This is a genomic window from Pseudomonas sp. PDM10 (genome assembly GCF_014852295.1).
Lineage (GTDB): Bacteria > Pseudomonadota > Gammaproteobacteria > Pseudomonadales > Pseudomonadaceae > Aquipseudomonas.
The window spans coordinates 1,295,448-1,314,266 of record NZ_JACVBJ010000001.1 but is presented as its reverse complement, the minus strand read 5'-3'; the positions used below and the strand labels follow the sequence as shown (position 1 = coordinate 1,314,266).

The 18,819-nt window shown below is 55.8% G+C and carries 25 protein-coding genes; 9 read left to right on the top strand and 16 right to left on the bottom strand.

Annotated features, from left to right (window positions below; translation table 11 throughout):
* The first annotated feature begins 219 nt into the window (after positions 1-219).
* Positions 220-432, top strand: coding sequence for a cold-shock protein (locus tag IB252_RS06330; protein ID WP_007905882.1), 213 nt, complete (start codon positions 220-222; stop codon positions 430-432).
* A gap of 71 nt (positions 433-503) precedes the next feature.
* Here IB252_RS06330 and IB252_RS06325 read toward each other — a convergent pair whose 3' ends face one another.
* Together IB252_RS06325 and IB252_RS06320 are read right to left on the bottom strand one after the other, a co-directional pair.
* On the bottom strand, positions 504-824 hold the full coding sequence (locus IB252_RS06325) for an I78 family peptidase inhibitor (protein ID WP_033061805.1): 321 nt from the start codon (positions 822-824) through the stop codon (positions 504-506).
* 166 nt (positions 825-990) lie between these two features.
* Positions 991-1,296, bottom strand: a complete 306-nt coding sequence (locus IB252_RS06320; RefSeq protein ID WP_192407504.1) for a hypothetical protein — start codon at positions 1,294-1,296, stop codon at positions 991-993.
* A gap of 132 nt (positions 1,297-1,428) precedes the next feature.
* Between IB252_RS06320 and IB252_RS06315 the strand changes: the two genes are divergently transcribed.
* Positions 1,429-1,635: a hypothetical protein gene (locus IB252_RS06315; RefSeq protein WP_008145651.1), complete on the top strand. Its 207-nt coding sequence runs from the start codon at positions 1,429-1,431 to the stop codon at positions 1,633-1,635.
* A 37-nt stretch (positions 1,636-1,672) separates the two neighbouring features.
* Here IB252_RS06315 and IB252_RS06310 read toward each other — a convergent pair whose 3' ends face one another.
* The 8 genes from IB252_RS06310 to IB252_RS06275 form a co-directional block, all read right to left on the bottom strand.
* Positions 1,673-2,701, bottom strand: a complete 1,029-nt coding sequence (locus tag IB252_RS06310; protein WP_192407502.1) for a nucleoside hydrolase — start codon at positions 2,699-2,701, stop codon at positions 1,673-1,675.
* 43 nt (positions 2,702-2,744) lie between these two features.
* Positions 2,745-3,149, bottom strand: coding sequence for a D-ribose pyranase (gene rbsD, locus IB252_RS06305; RefSeq protein ID WP_192407501.1), 405 nt, complete (start codon positions 3,147-3,149; stop codon positions 2,745-2,747).
* Positions 3,146-4,063 carry a ribokinase gene (gene rbsK / locus IB252_RS06300; protein ID WP_192407496.1) on the bottom strand — a complete coding sequence of 306 codons (918 nt, stop codon included), beginning with the start codon at positions 4,061-4,063 and terminating at the stop codon, positions 3,146-3,148. The genes rbsD and rbsK overlap by 4 nt, the downstream gene beginning before the upstream one ends.
* Before the next feature lie 57 nt (positions 4,064-4,120).
* Positions 4,121-5,140: a LacI family DNA-binding transcriptional regulator gene (locus IB252_RS06295; protein ID WP_192407494.1), complete on the bottom strand. Its 1,020-nt coding sequence runs from the start codon at positions 5,138-5,140 to the stop codon at positions 4,121-4,123.
* 3 nt (positions 5,141-5,143) lie between these two features.
* Positions 5,144-6,121, bottom strand: coding sequence for an ABC transporter permease (locus IB252_RS06290; protein WP_192407493.1), 978 nt, complete (start codon positions 6,119-6,121; stop codon positions 5,144-5,146).
* Positions 6,118-7,671 carry a sugar ABC transporter ATP-binding protein gene (locus IB252_RS06285; RefSeq protein ID WP_192407492.1) on the bottom strand — a complete coding sequence of 518 codons (1,554 nt, stop codon included), beginning with the start codon at positions 7,669-7,671 and terminating at the stop codon, positions 6,118-6,120. The genes IB252_RS06290 and IB252_RS06285 overlap by 4 nt, the downstream gene beginning before the upstream one ends.
* Positions 7,672-7,727: 56 nt before the next feature.
* Positions 7,728-8,684 carry a sugar ABC transporter substrate-binding protein gene (locus tag IB252_RS06280; RefSeq protein WP_192407491.1) on the bottom strand — a complete coding sequence of 319 codons (957 nt, stop codon included), beginning with the start codon at positions 8,682-8,684 and terminating at the stop codon, positions 7,728-7,730.
* A gap of 195 nt (positions 8,685-8,879) precedes the next feature.
* Positions 8,880-9,341: a hypothetical protein gene (locus IB252_RS06275; RefSeq protein WP_192407490.1), complete on the bottom strand. Its 462-nt coding sequence runs from the start codon at positions 9,339-9,341 to the stop codon at positions 8,880-8,882.
* 349 nt (positions 9,342-9,690) lie between these two features.
* Here IB252_RS06275 and IB252_RS06270 point away from each other — a divergent pair, with 349 nt between their 5' ends.
* The 4 genes from IB252_RS06270 (at position 9,691) to IB252_RS06255 (ending at position 12,568) form a co-directional block, all read left to right on the top strand.
* Complete coding sequence (locus tag IB252_RS06270) at positions 9,691-10,779, top strand: asparaginase (protein ID WP_008145640.1); 1,089 nt, start codon at positions 9,691-9,693, stop codon at positions 10,777-10,779.
* A 170-nt stretch (positions 10,780-10,949) separates the two neighbouring features.
* Entirely contained in the window at positions 10,950-11,240 is a 291-nt protein-coding gene (locus IB252_RS06265) for a DUF1654 domain-containing protein (RefSeq protein ID WP_123365550.1), read from the top strand.
* 4 nt (positions 11,241-11,244) lie between these two features.
* A complete protein-coding gene (locus IB252_RS06260) occupies positions 11,245-11,934 on the top strand; it encodes an endonuclease (protein WP_192407489.1) in 690 nt (229 codons plus the stop codon).
* Between the two features lie 232 nt (positions 11,935-12,166).
* Complete coding sequence (locus tag IB252_RS06255) at positions 12,167-12,568, top strand: flavodoxin family protein (RefSeq protein ID WP_192407487.1); 402 nt, start codon at positions 12,167-12,169, stop codon at positions 12,566-12,568.
* Here IB252_RS06255 and IB252_RS06250 read toward each other — a convergent pair.
* A complete protein-coding gene (locus tag IB252_RS06250; protein ID WP_318652713.1) occupies positions 12,558-12,986 on the bottom strand; it encodes a siderophore-interacting protein in 429 nt (142 codons plus the stop codon). The genes IB252_RS06255 and IB252_RS06250 overlap by 11 nt on opposite strands.
* Positions 12,953-13,318: an SPOR domain-containing protein gene (locus IB252_RS06245; protein ID WP_192407485.1), complete on the bottom strand. Its 366-nt coding sequence runs from the start codon at positions 13,316-13,318 to the stop codon at positions 12,953-12,955. The genes IB252_RS06250 and IB252_RS06245 overlap by 34 nt, the downstream gene beginning before the upstream one ends.
* Before the next feature lie 250 nt (positions 13,319-13,568).
* Between IB252_RS06245 and csrA the strand changes: the two genes are divergently transcribed.
* The gene (gene csrA, locus IB252_RS06240; protein ID WP_007938114.1) at positions 13,569-13,763 is read left to right on the top strand and encodes a carbon storage regulator CsrA; all 195 of its coding nucleotides are present in this window, start codon (positions 13,569-13,571) and stop codon (positions 13,761-13,763) included.
* A 175-nt stretch (positions 13,764-13,938) separates the two neighbouring features.
* Here the strand turns inward: csrA and IB252_RS06235 are convergent, their stop codons facing one another.
* A complete protein-coding gene (locus tag IB252_RS06235) occupies positions 13,939-14,397 on the bottom strand; it encodes a DUF2214 family protein (RefSeq protein ID WP_192407483.1) in 459 nt (152 codons plus the stop codon).
* Between the two features lie 172 nt (positions 14,398-14,569).
* Here IB252_RS06235 and IB252_RS06230 point away from each other — a divergent pair, with 172 nt between their 5' ends.
* Positions 14,570-14,782: a hypothetical protein gene (locus tag IB252_RS06230; RefSeq protein ID WP_111452633.1), complete on the top strand. Its 213-nt coding sequence runs from the start codon at positions 14,570-14,572 to the stop codon at positions 14,780-14,782.
* Positions 14,783-15,046: 264 nt separating this feature from the next.
* Here IB252_RS06230 and IB252_RS06225 read toward each other — a convergent pair whose 3' ends face one another.
* Both IB252_RS06225 and IB252_RS30540 read right to left on the bottom strand, forming a co-directional pair.
* The gene (locus IB252_RS06225; protein ID WP_111452631.1) at positions 15,047-15,241 is read right to left on the bottom strand and encodes a hypothetical protein; all 195 of its coding nucleotides are present in this window, start codon (positions 15,239-15,241) and stop codon (positions 15,047-15,049) included.
* A gap of 125 nt (positions 15,242-15,366) precedes the next feature.
* Complete coding sequence (locus IB252_RS30540; protein WP_412548160.1) at positions 15,367-15,609, bottom strand: hypothetical protein; 243 nt, start codon at positions 15,607-15,609, stop codon at positions 15,367-15,369.
* Between the two features lie 523 nt (positions 15,610-16,132).
* Here IB252_RS30540 and IB252_RS06215 point away from each other — a divergent pair.
* Positions 16,133-17,089: a tyrosine-type recombinase/integrase gene (locus IB252_RS06215; protein WP_192407479.1), complete on the top strand. Its 957-nt coding sequence runs from the start codon at positions 16,133-16,135 to the stop codon at positions 17,087-17,089.
* A 63-nt stretch (positions 17,090-17,152) separates the two neighbouring features.
* Here IB252_RS06215 and drt2 read toward each other — a convergent pair whose 3' ends face one another.
* Positions 17,153-18,445 (bottom strand): antiviral reverse transcriptase Drt2, encoded by a 1,293-nt coding sequence (drt2, locus tag IB252_RS06210; protein ID WP_192407477.1) that lies wholly within the window; start codon positions 18,443-18,445, stop codon positions 17,153-17,155.
* Positions 18,446-18,819: the final 374 nt, after the last annotated feature.

Below are 18,819 nucleotides of genomic sequence, written 5' to 3'. Positions count from 1 at the left end.
GCAGGTTTTACAGGTTTTTTTATCGTCTTTACTTTCGGCTGAAAGCCTTGTAAAACGGGGCTTTCAGCTACATCAAGCAGCAAACAGAACGCGACTGCAGGGCAAACAGCACGTCCGGGGGGCTCCCAAAGCGAACATTTCGACTATGATACCCCGGTGTGCCCAGTTGGCCTGAGCAGCACAGCACTACTGAAAATATATGTTTCTTGGAGATACACCATGTCTAATCGCCAAACCGGCACCGTTAAATGGTTCAACGATGAAAAAGGCTTCGGCTTCATCACTCCTCAAGGTGGCGGTGACGACCTGTTCGTACACTTCAAAGCTATCGAAAGCGACGGTTTCAAAAGCCTGAAAGAAGGCCAGACCGTTTCCTTCGTGGCTGAGAAAGGCCAAAAGGGTATGCAAGCTGCACAAGTCCGCGCTGAGTAATTTTCAGCCGCACTAAAAAAACCCCGTCCATGTGACGGGGTTTTTTATGGGCGACACAAACGCCTGAGCGATCAGCCGCAGTTGACGCGGGTCACAACCCGGTTGGCATCGGTGTTCAGGTTCAGACGGTCGGAACGGTACTCCAGGGTCACCATGTCGGTGGGCAAGAGGAACCGTGCATTCTGCGCGCCTGCGCGAGTACGCGCCTGTTCCAGCAGTTCAGGCGAAGCCTTTTTGCCAATGGTGAATTCGGCAGCCTTTGCCTCACAACGGCTGTGACCCGTGTCCGTCGTCGTGACAGGATCTGTTGTCGACTCGGTGGAGGTAGTGCTGCAACCGGCCAGCATGGCAACGGCCAACAAAGTACCCAATGACGCGAGCTTCCAAGGCATGAAGCCTCCTTTTTTCAATAGTTAAGCTGAGATCGTGCGACCGCCATTCTGGCGTTTGGTTTCACAGGGAGCACTAGTACCCCGCCCTCTATTCGGACACGCGGCGAGTTTGCCTGAGCATCGCCCTGCCGTTTACCACTCAATCGTGACTGAATATGAACAGCGTTCAATAGACGTCAATGTAGTCGAACGGCGGATTCGGCCAGTTCTCTTTCAGCGCATTGAAAATCTGCATGACCCAGACCTCGTCACTGGCCGCGACCAATCCTACATAACCGGATCCCTTGGCCCACGTCTCCAGACGAAACAACAGCCCGCTGATATCAGTACCGCCCACAACGACTGACGAAATGTAGGCGATGCCGCCCTTGGTGACTCGCAATTGAGTGTGCTCATCGTCGCTGGCAGAGGCCAGCAACTGACGCACCGCCTCAAGGGTCAAGCCGTCAGGAGTGTTCAAATCGATCTGCACAGCACAGTCCTTGAAAAATCATCAAAGACCAAGTGTCGCATAGCCCTCCCCTCATGCCTAAGTCGGAGTGCCAAAAGCCGCGCAAAATGGTTAACTCGACACTCAGACTTTCCCGACTTCACGAGCGCCATCATGACCACCGTAAGTATCGACGCCGACATCAAAGCCAAGTGGCCACAGGGCCACAGCTCTTACAGCCCGGGCAGCCCGGAAGAGTTGGCAATCATTGGTATCGATTTATTGGTCAAGGAACTGGGGACGCAAGCCGCCCAGATATTCATCGCACAGATATTCGAGAAGTACCCTACCGACTATATTGGCCTGATAGATAGCGAGTGAACGTAAACCCGCAGGCTGGTACCTGCGGATCTATGGCTTACTTCAGACGAGCCAGACGCTCGGTCAGCAGATCAAAGAAGCCTTGGGCGTCACCGCTTTCTACCCAGAAAGCGTTCTTCGGCGCTTTCAGGCCGTCATACCAGTCGACGATGGTTTGGCCGAACGTCGGGCCTTCGCGGCTATCAACCACCACATTGACCGAACGACCGGTGAACAACTCAGGCTTGAGCAGGTAGGCGATGACCGTCGCGTCATGCACCGGGCCACCCGGAATGCCGTAGTGCTCCATGTCGCCTTTGACGTATTCATTGAGAATATCGCCCACCAGCTTGCTGGCATTGTTGTTGATCGCTGCGATCTGCTTCAGACGCGCCTCACTGGTAAGGATCTTGTGGGTCACGTCCAGCGGCAGGTAGGTCAGCTTCACCCCACTTTTCAGCACCACTTCCGCAGCCTGTGGGTCGGCGAACAGGTTGAACTCAGCCACTGGCGTAATGTTGCCACCGTTGAAGTGCGCCCCGCCCATGATCACCACCTCCTTGATGCCCTGAACGATCTCAGGTTCCTGGATCAGCGCCAGGGCCAGGTTGGTCTGTGGACCGAGCATGGCGATGGTGATGCTGTGGGGCCTGGCAGCTTTCAAGGTGTCGATCAGGTAGTTGACCGCATTGCCCTGGGCCAGGCCTTTTTTCGGCTCATGTACGGTGACACCCGACAGTCCTTCCTTGCCATGGATGTTCTCGGCGTAGATCGGCGTGCGCATCAGCGGCTTCGGAGCGCCCGCGTAGACCGGCACCTCCTCGCGCCCTGCCCACTCGCGGGCCAGCCGCGCATTACGCGACGTCTTGTCCAGACGCACATTGCCGGCGACGGTGGTCAGCGCACGAATGTTCAGCTCTTGCGGCGATGCCAGAGCAAACAGCAAGGCAACCAGGTCATCGGCACCCGGATCGGTGTCGATGATCAAGTCGATCTTTTCCGCCGCCTGGGCGCTTGTTGCGGTAATCAGGGACAAAAGCAGCAGACTCCGGAGCAGGTGGTGCAGTTTCTGAACATAGCGGTGCATAGCGCACTCCTTGTGCGTGAGACAACAGAAAGACAACAGCGAGTTAGAACGTAACCCCTGCCACCAGCACGATGTTGCAGTACGGCTGACATTCGCCTGTACGAACAATCGCCCGTGCCTGTCGGCTGAGGACTTTGAATTGGTCATGACTGAGCAGCTCACGCCGCCCCAGCGCACCTTCGGCATTCAGCTCATCGAGCACCGCCAACGCCGAAGGCTTTTTGTCCAGGATCTCCTGGGCCAATACATGGCTCTCGACCTGCATTTCACTGAGCACAACCTTCAACGTGCTGATGAAATCCGGGATACCGTGGGTCAAGGCCAGGTCGATCAGTTCAACGCCAGCTGGCACTGGCAAACCTGCATCGCCGATCACCACGATGTCGCCATGACCCAGGGAAGCGATCAGCCGCGACAACGCGACGTTGAGCAAAGGTGTCTTTTTCATGGTGCTTTAAAGGCCTGTACGTCGGACAAGGTGGGAATCGAGGGTTGCGCGCCAGCACGGGTCACCGACAGCGCCGCGGCAACCTGGCCGAAACGGATCGCCTCGGCTTCGCTTTTGCCGGCCGCCAGCGCGGCGGCGAAACCACCGACGAAGGTGTCGCCAGCCGCCGTGGTATCGACAGCTTTCACCTTCGGCGCAGGGAAGTGTTCGAAGCCTTTGCCGTTGGCAAACAGCGAACCTTGAGCACCGAGGGTGATGATGACCTTGCCGGCGCCCAAGGAGATCAACCGGGATGCAGCAATTTCGGCAGATGCCAGAGAATCCACTGGCAAACCACTCAGCGCCGAGGCCTCGCTTTCGTTGGGAATCAGATAATCGATGGACGCATACCAGTCCGCCGGCAGTGGACGGCTGGCCGGTGCCGGGTTGAGGATCACGGTCTTGCCCAACTCACGGCCGCGCTTGAGCGCATGACCGACAGTGGCATCCGGGACTTCCAGCTGACAGATGATCACGTCCGCCGCCCGCAATACGGCGTCGTAACGATCAATCACCTCTGCAGTCAACGCACCGTTGGCACCGGCAACGATCACGATTGCGTTCTGGCTGTTGTCATCGACCACGATCAACGCTACGCCGCTGGAATCGTCGACGGTGCTGACCGCCTGGCAATCGATCTGCTCGGCCAACAGCGCCCCGCGCAACTCTTCGCCGTAAGCATCGCTGCCCACGCAACCGACCATCGACACCTGCGCCCCCAGCCTCGCCGCGGCGACCGCCTGATTCGCGCCCTTGCCACCGGAGACCGTGGCAAACGACTCGCCGATCAGCGTTTCACCGCCACGGGGCAGCCGTGGCGCCCGGGTGACCAGGTCCATGTTCAGGCTGCCTATAACCACTACTTTTGCTGGCATACGTCACTACTCATCAATTCTGTTTCAGCGGTGCTTTTGATTTAGCGGCTTTTTATTTCAACGAAACTGGGCGAACACGCCGGCCAGCGGTGCAGTCGACTCCCGCAGGACAATACTGGGCGTCACGATCCGTTGATCGGTGGCCATATCCGGCGCGGCGATTCTTCTTAAAAGCACTTCGGCCGCCATCTCGCCGAGTTGCAGGATCGACTGCCCCACAGTGGTCAGCGCCGGGTACACATAGCGGCTCATCTGAATATCGTCGAAGCCGATCACCGACAAGTCCGTCGGCACGCGAATATTGCGCTCGGCCGCCGCTCGCAGCACACCGATGCCAATCATGTCGTTACCGGCGAAGATCGCGCTCGGCGGGTTCTTTTCCAACAGGATCGCGGCGGCGTTGTAACCGCCGGTGCTGGTGAAGTCACTTTCCAGCATGCGCTCGCCGGATACTTCGACACCCGCCTCTTTCAGGGCACGGCAATAACCGGCCAGACGCATCTGCGCCACGCTGGTACTCGCCGGGCCACCAATGGTTGCGATGTCCCGGTGCCCCAACTCCAGAAGGTGACGGGTCGCCAGATAGGCGCCGTATTCGTGATCGATCCGCACCATGTCGGCATTCACACCTTCCAGGCCGCGGTCGACGATCACCATCGGCGTGCGCACGCCTGCCAAGCCCTCCGCCAACCCCGCGTCACCACCCGCTGAAGCGACGATCAGCCCGTCAATACGCTTTTCCAGCAGCACGCGCAGGTAACTGCGCTGCTTGTCCGGGTTGTCATCGGAGTTGCAAAGAATCACGCAGTAGCCATTACGCTCGCAGTAATCCTCGATGCCGCGCGCCAGTTCGGCGAAGTACGGGTTGAGGCTGTTGGGCACCAGCAACCCGATGGTCGCCGTGGTTTTGGCCTTGAGGGACCGGGCCACGGCGCTGGGTACGTAGTCGAGGGTTTTGATGGCGGCCTCAACCTTGACCCGCACCTCTTCGCTCACCGGTCGGGTCTTGTTCACTACGTGGGAAACCGTGGTGTAGGAAATTCCCGCGAGCGCTGCCACATCCTTGATTGTTGCCATGACTCAGGTCCGCCGGCTTGCGCGCTGACTGCGATAAGTATCAAGCACCACCGCCACCACGATCACTGCGCCGGTGATGATGCGTTTGGTGGGTTCAGTCGCGCCGATCTGCGCGAGACCGGCCGCCAATACGGAAATGATCAAAACTCCGAAGAACGTACTGATGACCGAACCGCGACCGCCCATCAGGCTGGTGCCGCCGATCACGACCGCAGCGATCACTTGCAGCTCCAGGCCGGAGCCGGCATTCGGATCCGCCGCTTCCAGGCGAGAAATCTGGAACAGTGCAGCAATACCGGCCAGCAGCCCCATCAGACTGAATACCAGAATCTTGTAGGGCTTCGGATTGATCCCTGCCAGACGCACCGCCTCTTCGTTGGTGCCGATGCCGATCAGGTAGCGACCGAACACGGTACGCGTCAGCACTGCCTGGGCAATAAAGATGATGAGCAAGGCAATGATGAACGACGGCGAGATGCCGAAGGCTATCGGGTTGGACAACCAAGCGAAGGCGTCGCCGATGTAGGCCGTGCGCGACCCGGTCATTTGATAGGCCACACCGCGGGCCATTTCCAGCACACCGAGGGACACGATGAACGACGGGATCCGCCACGCCACAGTGATCGAACCGGTGATGGTCCCGGCCAGTGCTGCCGCCGCCATTCCGAGCAGCGCTGCAGGCAGCACGCTCCAGCCCCAACCGAGAATCGCCACGCTGACCGTTGACGCCGCGAGCGCAAGCACCGAGCCCACCGACAGGTCGATACCGCCGATGATCAACACGAACGTCATGCCGACCGCCAGCACCATCAAGTCCGGAATCTGGTTGGCCAGGGTGCTGAAGGTGTCATAGGACAGGAAATGGCTGCTCAGAACCGAGAACAGCGCAACCATTGCCAGCAAGGCACCGGCCAGTCCCAGGTAGGTTCCGAGGCCGTAAAAGTTGCCACTACGTTTGCCGGCAGTCACTACAGTATTCATGCGAGATCCCTAGGCGCTGCTTCGTTGAGCAACGCATCACGTTTTTGGTAGCCGGCGAACGCGGCGGCAAGCAAATCATCCTGGGTCCAGCTGTCACGCTCGAAGGTGTCGATCAGACGTCCCGCCGAGAGCACACCGATGCGGTCGCAGATCAACATCAACTCACGCAGGTCGCTGGACACCACCACGAGCGCTTTGCCTTGACGGGTCAACTCACCGAGCAAGGCATAAATGTCAAACTTGGCGCCGACGTCGATGCCACGCGTTGGCTCGTCGAACAGCATCACCGAGCAATCACGCTCAAGCCACCGGCCGATCACGACTTTCTGCTGGTTACCACCGGACAGTTCCGACACAAGTTGCGTCGGGCTGGAACTGCGGATGCGCATGGCGTCGATCTGACGCTGGGCCAGCGCCATCTCGTCACCCTTGTTGACGAAGCCACTGCTGGAAATCACCGGCATATTGCCCAAGGCAATATTCGCGCTGATCGATTGGGTCAGCAGCAGGCCTTCGCCCTTGCGGTCTTCGGTGATCAGGGCGATGCCATGACCGACCGCGTCAGCCGGTGACCGGATACTGACAACCTGTGCTGGCGAACCGAGTGCAACCGTGCCGCTGTCCGCTGTATCAGCACCGAAGATTAAGCGCAGCAACTCAGTGCGCCCTGCCCCGATCAAGCCGGAAATCCCGTAGATCTCGCCGGCGCGCACTTCGAAGGACACATCGCGAACCTTGTCGGAGCGGGTCAGCCCCTTGACCGTCAAGGCTGGAGCGCCGATCTTGCGCGGGCCCATGTCGATGTGTTCGCCGAGTTCGCGACCGACCATCAGCGTCACCAGTTGCTCGCTGTTGTAATTGGCCATCGGCTCGACGCAAACCAGGTTGCCATCACGCAGTACCGCAATACGCTGGGCGACCCGCGCCAGCTCTTCGAGACGGTGCGAGATATAGATGATCGACACGCCGCGAGCTTGCAGGCGAGTGATCTGCTCGAACAGCATCTCGACTTCACGGTTCGTCAACATTGCCGTCGGTTCGTCGAGGATCAGCACGTGGCAATCGCCGATCAGGTTGCGGGCGATCTCCACCATTTGCTGGTGACCGATGCCCAATTCGCCCACCAGCGTGTCCGGGTCTATCGCGTCGAGGCCGACCTGGGCCATGGCTTCGATCGCCGCCTTGCGCAATTGCCTGCGACTGATCCAGCCGCCCTTGCTGGGCAGGTTGTCGAGAAACAGGTTTTCCGCCACCGACAGGGTCGGCAACAGATTGAGTTCCTGCATCACCATGCGGATGCCGAGGTCTTCGGCCTGAGTGCGGCTTGCGGGGCGGTAATCCTGCCCTTGGAATTGCATGTGACCGGTGGTCGGTGTGACCAGCCCGCCGATGATCTTCGACAGCGTGCTTTTTCCCGCGCCGTTTTCGCCGGTCAGCGCCAGCACTTCACCGCGCATCAGCGTCAGGTCGATGCCGGTCAGGACCGGTTGGGCGTAGGTCTTGCCGATACCGCTGACCGAGAGGACAGCGTTCGGGGCGGAAACTGACATAAAAACTCTCCATGCGCTCGCCCCGACGGGCGAGCGCCGTTGTGTCGCCAGAAGGACTACTTGGTAACCAGCTCTACCGGAGTTTCGATCACGCCATTGGTGCCGCTGTCGACTTTTTCACCCTTGATGATCTTTAGCGCAGTCTCGATGCCGAACACGGCTTGCTTGGCCGCAAACTGGTCAGCGGTAGCCAGAACGCGGCCATCCTTGAGCATTGGCTTGATGGCGTTGATGTTGTCGTAACCGACCACTTGCACCTTGCCGGCCTTGCCCGCTGCGCGCACGGCGGATACTGCGCCGACGGCCATGCTGTCGTTACCGGCCAGCAGGGCTTTGACTTGAGGGTATTCGCTGAGGATCGAGGCAGCCACCTTGTTGCCTTTGTCGATTTCCCAGTCGCCAGACTGCAAAGAGACGACCTTGATCTGCGCCGCTTCCATCGCATCCTTGAAGCCTGCGGTTCTTTGCTGTGCGTTGGTGGTGGTTGAAACGCCTTCGATGATGCCGACTTCGTCTCCGGCCTTCAGTTGCTTGGCCAGGTACTCGCCCACCAGACGCGCGCCTTTGCGGTTATCCGGGCCTACGAACGGTACGGTGAGGTTTTTGCTTTTGACCACAGCCGGGTCCAGCTGGTTGTCGATGTTGATCACGGTGATACCGGCATCGATGGCTTTCTTGATCACAGGAACCATGGCCTTGGAGTCGGCCGGCGCGATGACCAGCGCATTGACCTTGGCCAGAATCATTTGCTCGACAATGCGTGTCTGGCCAGCTGTGTCGGTTTCGTCTTTGATGCCGTTGGAGATCAGCTCGAAATCGCCGGAGTGGTCTTTCTGATAGGCCTTGGCGCCGTCTTCCATGGTCAGGAAAAATTCATTGGCCAGGGATTTCATGACCAGCGCGACTTTGGGTTTTTCAGGCGTCTCGGCGAAGGCCGAAGAGACAGGTAACGCGACGGATGCGGCAGCCAGCATAGCGACAGCGAGAAGACGTCCAGCGAATGGCAGCTTCATGGGTTCACTCCGATCTTATGATTATTGTGAGCAACGCTTGCGCTGGCGTAGGCTTCATTGCGCTCACGGTGGATACCCACCGGGAGCACCGCGCAAACGTTTGCGGAGACCGAACTATGCGAACCCTGCCGACATTTGTCAACGAGCAGAAACGACCATTTATTTGAACTGGCTGACAAAAGCCGGGCATTCAAGTCATGCCGTGGTGTTGACCACCGTTCCGGTGCTGGAATCCTTGGCCAGTTCCTTGACCAGGGCCGCGGACACTTCCAGCAACGCACCATTGGTATCGGCAATCTGTCCTTGAAATGCCATGACCACAGTGGCCTTGGCTTCCGATGTCGGATAAGACGCCGCCTGAGCTGCGGCTAATTGTTGCTGTTGCTCGCGCAGTTGTTGTTGTAGCTCTTGCATGCGCTTGAGCAGGACTTTCACCGCCACACTCTGGTTGCTCTCGTCTGGGGTTTCGGTCTGCGCGCCCGCGCTTTTATCCAATCCCAAAGAGCCAGTCTTGACTTGGTTGCCGTCGCCTTCTTTCGTGCCCAGCGTCTTATCGGCAGCCTCTGCGGTGGCGTCGTTCAACGCTTGGATCGTAGCGGCGGACTTGCCGCCGATGGTGACGCCTGCGGCGTTGGGGAAACCAATGGATAACGACATGTGAACTCCTGAATAGAAAGATCCTTTAAAGGAGCATCGACCGAAGCGCGGGTTTCTTTAGCACTGATTCGCAATCTCGCAAGGCGACTTGCTCGATAGAGGTCGTAGTACTTTTCGGAGAGCCGAACACAAACGCTCAACGCGTTCGGAAACCCGGACAACAGGTTGTGTAATCATTCTGGAAGCTCAAACAAATACTGATACAAATCATCAAGTTAAAAGTTTTCCTCATTCAAAGTACGACTGGTACAGATCCTGCTCATCTCATTCACCCCAAGCGTTCAGATCCGCATGGGGCGCATCTAGATGAACCTGCATCAGCACCGTCTCACTACTAGAGAGAAAAATAATGACATCTGCTTTCAAGACCTTCGTTCCGGGCGCTTTGGCCCTCTTGCTGCTCCTGCCTACTGCCCTTCAGGCAAAAGAAGTCGAAACCCAACAGAAACTGGCGAACGTGGTGATCCTGGCCACCGGCGGCACCATTGCCGGCGCGGGCGCCAGCGCCGCCAATAGCGCGACCTATCAAGCGGCAAAAGTCGGCATCGAACAATTGATCGCCGGGGTTCCTGAACTCAGCCAGCTGGCTAACGTTCGTGGCGAACAGGTCATGCAGATCGCGTCCGAAAGCATCACCAACGACAACCTGCTGCAACTGGGTCGTCGCGTGGCTGAACTGGCCGACAGCAAAGACGTCGACGGCATCGTTATCACCCACGGCACCGACACCCTGGAAGAAACCGCCTACTTCCTGAACCTGGTGGAAAAAACCGACAAGCCAATCATCGTTGTCGGCTCCATGCGCCCAGGCACCGCCATGTCGGCCGATGGCATGCTGAACCTGTACAACGCAGTGGCCGTGGCCAGCAGCAAAGACGCACGCGGCAAAGGCGTACTGGTGACCATGAACGATGAAATCCAGTCGGGTCGCGACGTCAGCAAAATGATCAACATCAAGACCGAGGCATTCAAAAGTGCCTGGGGCCCACTCGGCATGGTGGTCGAGGGCAAATCCTACTGGTTCCGTCTGCCGGCCAAGCGTCACACCATGGACTCGGAATTCGACATCAAAACCATCAAGAGCCTGCCTGACGTCGAAATCGCCTATTCCTACGGCAACGTCAGCGATACCGCCTACAAGGCGTTGGCTCAGTCTGGCGCCAAAGCCATCATTCACGCCGGTACCGGCAATGGCTCTGTCTCGTCCCGTGTAGTCCCATCACTGCAAGCCCTGCGCAAGGACGGCGTGCAAATCATTCGTTCCTCCCACGTCAACGCCGGCGGTTTCGTACTGCGGAATGCTGAACAGCCAGACGACAAGTACGACTGGGTTGTGGCGCATGACCTGAACCCGCAAAAGGCTCGCATCCTGGCCATGGTCGCACTGACCAAGACCAACGACAGCAAAGAGCTGCAACGGATGTTCTGGGAATACTGATTCGCCCTCGCCCGACCGGTTCCGGTCGGGCACTGGTTTCACCACTCGCCACCCCAGGCGAGTGGCTCACACCCCCTTCCGACATTTCGATAAAAATCTTCCCTTCGTCCTACATCAAACGGAAAAAATTGCTGTCAGAGGATTTTCTTGAATTTTAAGCAGTTGCGAAAATGCCTACAGTTAAATACTGTATGCACGTACAGCTTAATAAGGATAATTCCGTGGCCAACACCTCTGCCTCTCCTGACTCCTATGAACGCATGGGTATGCGCGTTCAAAAAATCATCAATTCCCCCACCGCTCAAAAAGCCAAAGCAGCCTTGATCTTCCGTCTACCGGACGAACCCGTGGATGAGTGGGAACAATTGCTCGAAGAAATCGACGAGAACGACAACGTCACCCTCGCCTATCGCGACGATGGCGGTGTGCAGATTTTTTGGGTTGTGCCGAAGGAAGATTGAGTCAATGAGTGTCCGCTGGCTTGCTTTGCTGTTTTTGTTCATCACCCTCGGCGTCCAGGCTGGCGCCCCACGCACCTTCAACGAAGCCAAGAAAGTTGCCTGGAAGCTCTACGCACCGCAATCCACAGAGTTCTATTGCGGGTGCAAATACACCGGCAATAAGGTCAACCTCGCAGCCTGCGGTTATGTACCGCGTAAAAATGCCAAGCGCGCTTCCCGCATCGAGTGGGAGCACATTGTTCCGGCCTGGCAGATCGGTCATCAGCGTCAGTGCTGGCAAGAAGGTGGGCGCAATAACTGCACGCGTTACGATCCGGCTTACCAGAAGGCTGAAGCCGACCTGCACAACCTGGTACCGAGCATTGGTGAGGTGAATGGCGATCGCAGCAACTTCAGTTTCGGTTGGTTGCCGGTGCAGTCGGGCCAATATGGCTCGTGTCTGACCCAGGTCGACTTCAAAGCGAAGAAGGTGATGCCCCGCCCGTCCATACGCGGCATGATCGCTCGAACGTATTTCTACATGAGCAAACAGTACGGTTTGCGCCTGTCGAAACAGGATCGACAACTGTACGAAGCCTGGAGCAAAACCTATCCGGTAGAGGCCTGGGAACGACAGCGCAACCAACGCGTGGCGTGCGTCATGGGACGCGGCAACGAGTTTGTCGGCCCGGTCGACATGAAAGCCTGCGGTTAAGCGCTCACTGAAAACACAAAGGCCTCGGGTTTAATGCAAGCAGTCCACTTGAGTACCTGATTGCATCGGTACTGATCACTCGTTTGAATTGCCACCGCGAATAGCAACCCGTTTTCTTGATTTCAAAGGAAATGACCCGCCCTTGCATCAAACGCAGTTCCCACCCATCCTCGCTGGATCGCCCCAGACAAGGGCGGATTTGTCGCGTCGCAATTCTAATCAGGAGAAATCAATGACTATCGTCGCAATTGTGTATTCATCCGGACGAGGTCACACCCGGACTGTTGCGGAGCATGTCAAGCGAGGCGCAGAAGAGGTAGCGGGAACATGTGCCGAACTCATAGAGATCGTGCCCGCTCAGATTGATAGTGAGGGTAGGTGGCGTGACGACGCTGTCATGAGCCGGCTAGCGGCGGCTGACGCCATCGTTTTTGGTGCGCCCACCTATATGGGATCGGCCCATGGATTGTTCAAGCTGTTCCTCGAGGCTGGCATCGTGCCTTGGCGCAGCCAGGAGTGGAAGGACAAGATCGCAGCCGGCTTCACAAACTCTGGAGCGCGCTCCGGCGACAAGCTCGTAACGCTGCAGCAAAATGGCGCCAGTTTGACGACTGATCTGATCCTCAACCGGTAGGATCAGATATCAGATAAATGGCGCATATCGAGAAAGTCTGCTTTGCCGCGGGTAAGGCCGTGGCATCGGCGACCAGTAGCAGATGTTTGAGCTGCTGAGGCGGCTTCCATTCGAAACCACCCGCGTCTTGCGCCGAAAACTGGCGATCAGGTGCGACGATCTGGATCGGCTCACTCGCAGCGGCATGAATTGCCCAGCGGGATGCAGGGCCGGTTTCGCCGTGCAACTCGAAGTTGATACCCACTTTGCCTGCTCGGCACGCAATGGTGTAAGTGCGCATTGCCGGGCGCTGGGCAACCGGCATCGAGCGGTAAAGTGCGCACCATCCATCGCCATGATCGAGCCTGGTAGGCATTCCATCAAAAGCAGCCTGAAAAAGGACTGCTACTGGGCCACTGGATGGTCGAGAACCAACAATTCGATGTTCTGTTTCTTCGCCCGGGTGAGCGCCGCGCGCACTTCTGTCTGTTTGGCCTCAGCCTCGGCTTTCGAACTGAATGGCCCGAGCAGAATCCGGGTCTTTCCGTTTTCCTTGACGATATTGGAAACGAAACTGTGCTCAATCAGCCAGCCGCTCAAATCGCTGACCGCCTGAGGTGTTTCGCCTCGAACTTCGAGATCCCATTGTGGTGCGGATGCCATCGAAGGTGCAGTCGCAGCAGCCGGTTGCGGCTTTTGCGCGTCAATACTCTTGCCTTCACCGCATCCCGCCAGCGCCAATACCGCGATTACCAAGACCATTTTGCGCACAACGCTTCCCTCAGAATGCTTAAAGCGGCGATTTTAGCATCCATGAATACTTCCCGAGTGCCGCAAAATGGGCTTAAAACAACGAGAATGATGGTTGCGGCCTCTGTATAGTTACGCCTTGGGAATTAATGCAGCATCTGTGCGTCAGAAAGAGGCACCCAAACCGTGAGACTTCGCACTAATCTATACATACCACCGACCTCTGCACTGTCCGAATCAGGTGCCCCACAAAGCAATCAAGGAGAAGACCATGCTGATACTCACCCGCAAAGTCGGTGAAAGCATAAATATTGGTGATGACATTACGATCACCATTCTGGGCGTTAGCGGCCAGCAAGTCAGAATTGGCATCAATGCCCCGAAAGACGTTGCGGTTCATCGCGAAGAAATCTATCAGCGCATTCAGGCTGGCCTCACCGCTCCAGACAAACCGCAGACTCCCTGAATCCTGCTGCAGTCAGTAGCCAGCCCGTTCGTTACAGCGCAATGGCTGGCTAAAGATTCATGCTCGGCATTTTGCTGAGCCTCGCCTCCTCCCCCATTACGTGAAGCCGATGCTACCGGCTTCGGCCACGCCGTGACTGTCAGATTATTCGCTTTAACCCCGACGAATCACGCCGTTATGAGCCGAATGTCACACCGCGCGCCATGCCGGTGGCCGCAATCACCATCAACATCAACAACAGCGCTTCGATATGACTGATGCGTGCAAACAGCCTGGCTCGGCCCTGGTCAATCGAAGCACCCCTGCCCAAGGCGATCCGCCACTTGATCAAGGTAATCATGGGGGCCGCTTCAAGCAGCAGAATGATCACGAACAGCGTCATCTTCAGATGGAACAGCGGCTGATGAAGGTAATAGTCGGTGCCTTTTTCGTACCCTCCGAAGGCCCGCATCAAACCTGTGATCAGCAAAATACCCGCACAGATGCCCCATACGTTATCGGCAACCAGCACATTGCGAACCTGCGCCGTACCGACGGCCAGGCGGCTTAACGCCGCCCCTCGGGTGAGTACCGCCCAGAGGCCCAAGGCAACAGCCAAGAGATGGATCGCCGCAAGAAACCAGTGAAACAGCATAGAGATGCTCCTGACAGGGATAAGGAAATGGGCTTGTCAGTAGTAGTCCACAATCTGGAAATCTGCCTGCAGGCCGTGACATGACTGGCGAACAGCCACCTATCCCCCTATCATGCCGCCCACTGGCCCTTGCGTAAGGAGCCAGAGGATAAACATTCAAAAGGGAATAGACGTGAAAGAGTTCGTAATTGGCGTAAACAACGTAGTTCTGTACGTCGCACTGGCCGTTATCTGGATCGCCGCAGTGGTCATGATCTTCGTTCAGGGCTTCTGGTCCGGGGCAGGCGTCTTCATTACCGGCACCCTGACGTGGTGCATCATCTCCGGCTTCTGGTTTGTACAGTCGGCGACTTATGAAGAACTGAAGAAGTTGAACGCCAAGTAAGATTGGTTTTAGTGGGTTGGACCTACCATGCAGGTCCGACGTTGTTGAGATGAACCACGCCAGTAGTGGTTCATGCTCTTCATGCAACATTTGTAACGAGGGGGCAATCCCCTCGTTACAGTGCCTGGCGACGACCCAGGCTTGTGGTTATCCAGTACGCGATTGACCGCCAACTCCCCCCTCATGATTACCTGTTGCAGCACTCCAGCATCGTCCTGCACGAGTTCCAGATGTGAAGAGCCCAGCGCGATGGCTGGGCTCTGGTTATTTTCTGTTTTCCATCATCTTGTCGGCGAGAGCTTTGGCCCTTTCAATCAACAGGTTCTGCCTGTCTTCATGCGTAGCGCCTCCTACAACCGGTGCGGTCAAATTGCTTTCCGCAATCAACGCAGCGCAGAAGTATTGATCCCAAACAGCTCTGTCCTCAGATACCGGCTTGTTCATTTGGTCGGCGATCATATGCGGCTCCTTTTGATGAGGTAGCACCGCTATCTTACGCCTGAATCACTGGCAATCCGTGCCGCTAAAGCTGATCGGCATACCGGGCGATCATTGACCGGTCCGAGGGCCGATGGCCAGCGCATTCAGTCGTCCCTATCGTCACGATCACGATCACGATTGCGGTCATACCCATGATCATGGTCACGACGATCATATCGGCGGTCATACCCTCGATCATCGTCATACCCGCGGTCGTATCCACGACGGTAATCATGATCTCGATCACGATCTCGCCCGTACCTTTCTCCGTCGTCCCAGTGAGGCCCACAGCCTCCCAGCAGGAGAGAGCCTGAAATGGCCATGAACATTATTACTGCACGCTTCATTTGAACGTCCTGAATGCAAAGGTCAGCGATATGACCATGAGGCCGCTCAATGATTCACAGGTCAGGTACAGCAAGCCAAATCCAAAGCCTGTCTGGAGGGGTAATGCTGTTCACTTAAGACATTCTTCAGTCGAGCTAGAGCCTGTGGCGAGGGGATTTATCGGAATGCCGCACCGCCCCGTTGGGCTGCGAAGCGGCCCAACGGGGCGGTGCGACGTTTCGCTCAATCCCCTCGCCACAAATATGGACGCCGCGCTTAAGTGAACAGCATTAGTCTGGAGGGGGGTGTCGAGCTGGCGTATTGAGTGGGGTTTTGAAAAAGTTTTTCAAAACGCAAGCAACAAAAAAGGGCCCACCTTTCGGTGAGCCCTTCTAGACCGCCCAGCAGAGCGGATTTTGTTTGGTAGGCGCGATTGGACTCGAACCAACGACCCCCACCATGTCAATGTCTGCTTGAGCAAGCTGCAAGCCTTGCTGCTCTTGGATTTCACAGAACGCCCATTCACATCATGAGGCGTCAACAATGGCTAATTTCCGCTTACTTCCGTCCGGCAACTGGAACGCCCAGGTACGGGTAAAGGGCAAATCTCCACAGTCGAAAACCTTCAGTTCGAAGGCCGAGGCAGAATCTTGGGCAAACCAGATCGAAGCCGTGACGATGGATCGCAAGCATCACACTATATATACGCTGGGCATGACCTACTGCGAGACCATGCTCAAGGGGAAAGGCAGTTACGACCACGCACTGAAAATCGTTGAGCATCTGGGTAGGCACTTCACTCAGCCGATTCACGAGATCACGCCGCAGATGATCAACGACTTCAAGATTATGCGGTTGAAGACCGTGAAGCCGTCCACGTGCAGGACGCAGCTTGCGTTCATGTCGCGGTTCTACAGATTCGCCAAACGCGGCCTGCTGATCGACATCCACAATCCGGTCAGTGACATCGCACTCCCAAAGCCTGATCGGTCTTCAGACAAGGTGATTAGTGCAAGCGAGCTTGAGCGGTTACTGGAAAAGCTGTCACCCATCATGAAACCCATTGTCGAATTGGCATATGAGACTGCCATGCGCCGCTCTGAGATCCTAAAGCTGACCAAAGACTGCCTGCACCTCAAAGAGCGGATTGCCGATGTGATTGATGGCAAGAACGGCACACGGTCAGTTCCCCTCACCCACCGTGCAGTGGAAATTCTCCAGCTCGCCCAACTGTGCGCCACCGTAGAACGTCACCCGAACAATCTCATCTTCCCGGTCACTCCACATGCCGTTTCTCAAGCCGTGCGATTGGCACGAGTCAAAGCGGGCTTAGACAGCAGCGTCCGCCTGCATCAGCTAAGGCACACCAGGATAACGAACGTCGCAAAGAAAGGATTCAACAACGCCCAGATCATGATCGTATCTGGGCACCGGGATACACGATCTGTAGCCCGTTACTCTCACTTGAATGTTAAGGACGTTCTGCACCTTATCGACTGATTAAGTTGTCTAGACTGCCTAGCCAAAACACATCCGTTTTGGTTGGGCAGTTCATTAGTCAATTCAGCTACTCGACGCTGCATCGTTAATATGCTTCATCAGTTTCTTCCAGTGCGGACGGAGTTGCTTCCTGATAGATTGGGAGTCCATAATTTTTGCAGCTCTGAAGCCATAGGTAATAAAGTTCCTACGCCCTACACAGCTGTAACCTCGATAAATCGCCCTCAGAAAAAGCTCTCGGGGAGCCTCCCCCCTACTTGCTCGAAGGCCATTACAACGATCCATAGCCTTCTTGGTAACCCAGATTTTCTTGCGCATCTTCTTATAATAACGGGTAATCGACGATGAACGAATGTGTTCACGCTGACCGTCAAACGAAAAACCTAGATAATGAACTGGTTGATCCGCTCTAAGCTTGCGAGATGAATCATAAGTAAAGTGCCGAATCTCAGTCTTTTTATGCTGCAAGTCCAGCTTCAACTTCCTTACCTGCACATCCACAAAGTCGTGAACAACATCTTCGTGCTCTAAGTCGCAGATAATAAGCAGGTCATCACAGTATCTGTAGAAAACTGATTCAATCAGCGAAAGAAAATCAAGCAGCGCCAGATCAAACTCCAACATATACATATTAGAGAGCATTGCACTTATTGGTGAACCTTGAGGAATCCCACGAAACTCTGGATTAACACTTACAAGACCATCGCCTCGTACTTCTTCACGAAACTGCTTTGCAGAACATAGACGTGCATCTTTTACGCTTGGGTTATGCAAAGACACTCCAAGCTTTTTGTAAAGATCGACCTTATCAACCCTAGCACTCTTCGTGATTGACTTATAAACTGAAAAATGGTCATCAGGCAGACTCTTTGCACCTAGAAGATTTGACCAAGCTTGTTTCAAAATAGAATGATCAAGTCTATCAAAGAACTTTTCAATATCGAAGGCAAGCACACAACATTCACCCCTAGCCTTAATTTCCTCAAAGGCATCGTGTGCGAAGTGAATATTACTTTTCGAGTCGATTGACCGAAAAGCCAACACCGAAGTGTGAAGTCCTCTACGATTCAACTCTGCTTCGTACTTCTCGCTCAAGAGAAAACAGTAGTACGCATATATATGCGAGTCCAAGTGAGCCGCATAGCTTATAGGCCTTGGCTTTGGTTTCTTGGTAAAAACACCACGACCTTTATCAAGGCGATATTTCAAAACCTGAGAAGTGTAAGTAATGAATGGATAAAATGAATGCTGTGCCACCTTCGAAGGAGATGTCACATAGTCTTGGGCAGGTTTCTGACCAAGAGGTCTATCGAAGTGAAGGTATTTCCTTGGCTTGTACCACAGCAGCTCATCCATGCTCTATTTACCTTGATAAGCCAACCGGTGGGACTAGGATGGCGGCAATCCCGAACCGCCCCACCGGCTAAACTTAATGCTCTAAACATTATCCATCTTTTCAGACTAGGCCGCGTATTGCTAGAGATGACGTACAGTGTCAGTATCACGATTACATTTGGAGATTCTCGATGAAGAGATTCCGCACGCTGTTGCTCGCCGTGTGTATCGCAGTGGTAAATAACCATGCGCGGCTTGACAACTTGTGATCCACCTCGTGGCCAAATGCCACGAGCAAATCGAATCTACCACACCTCCGGCACCACGCCTAGCGAGATCAACAAAGCCCACCGCTTACAAGCCCACGCTCTTCTGCGGAGAAAGAGAGCAATCTT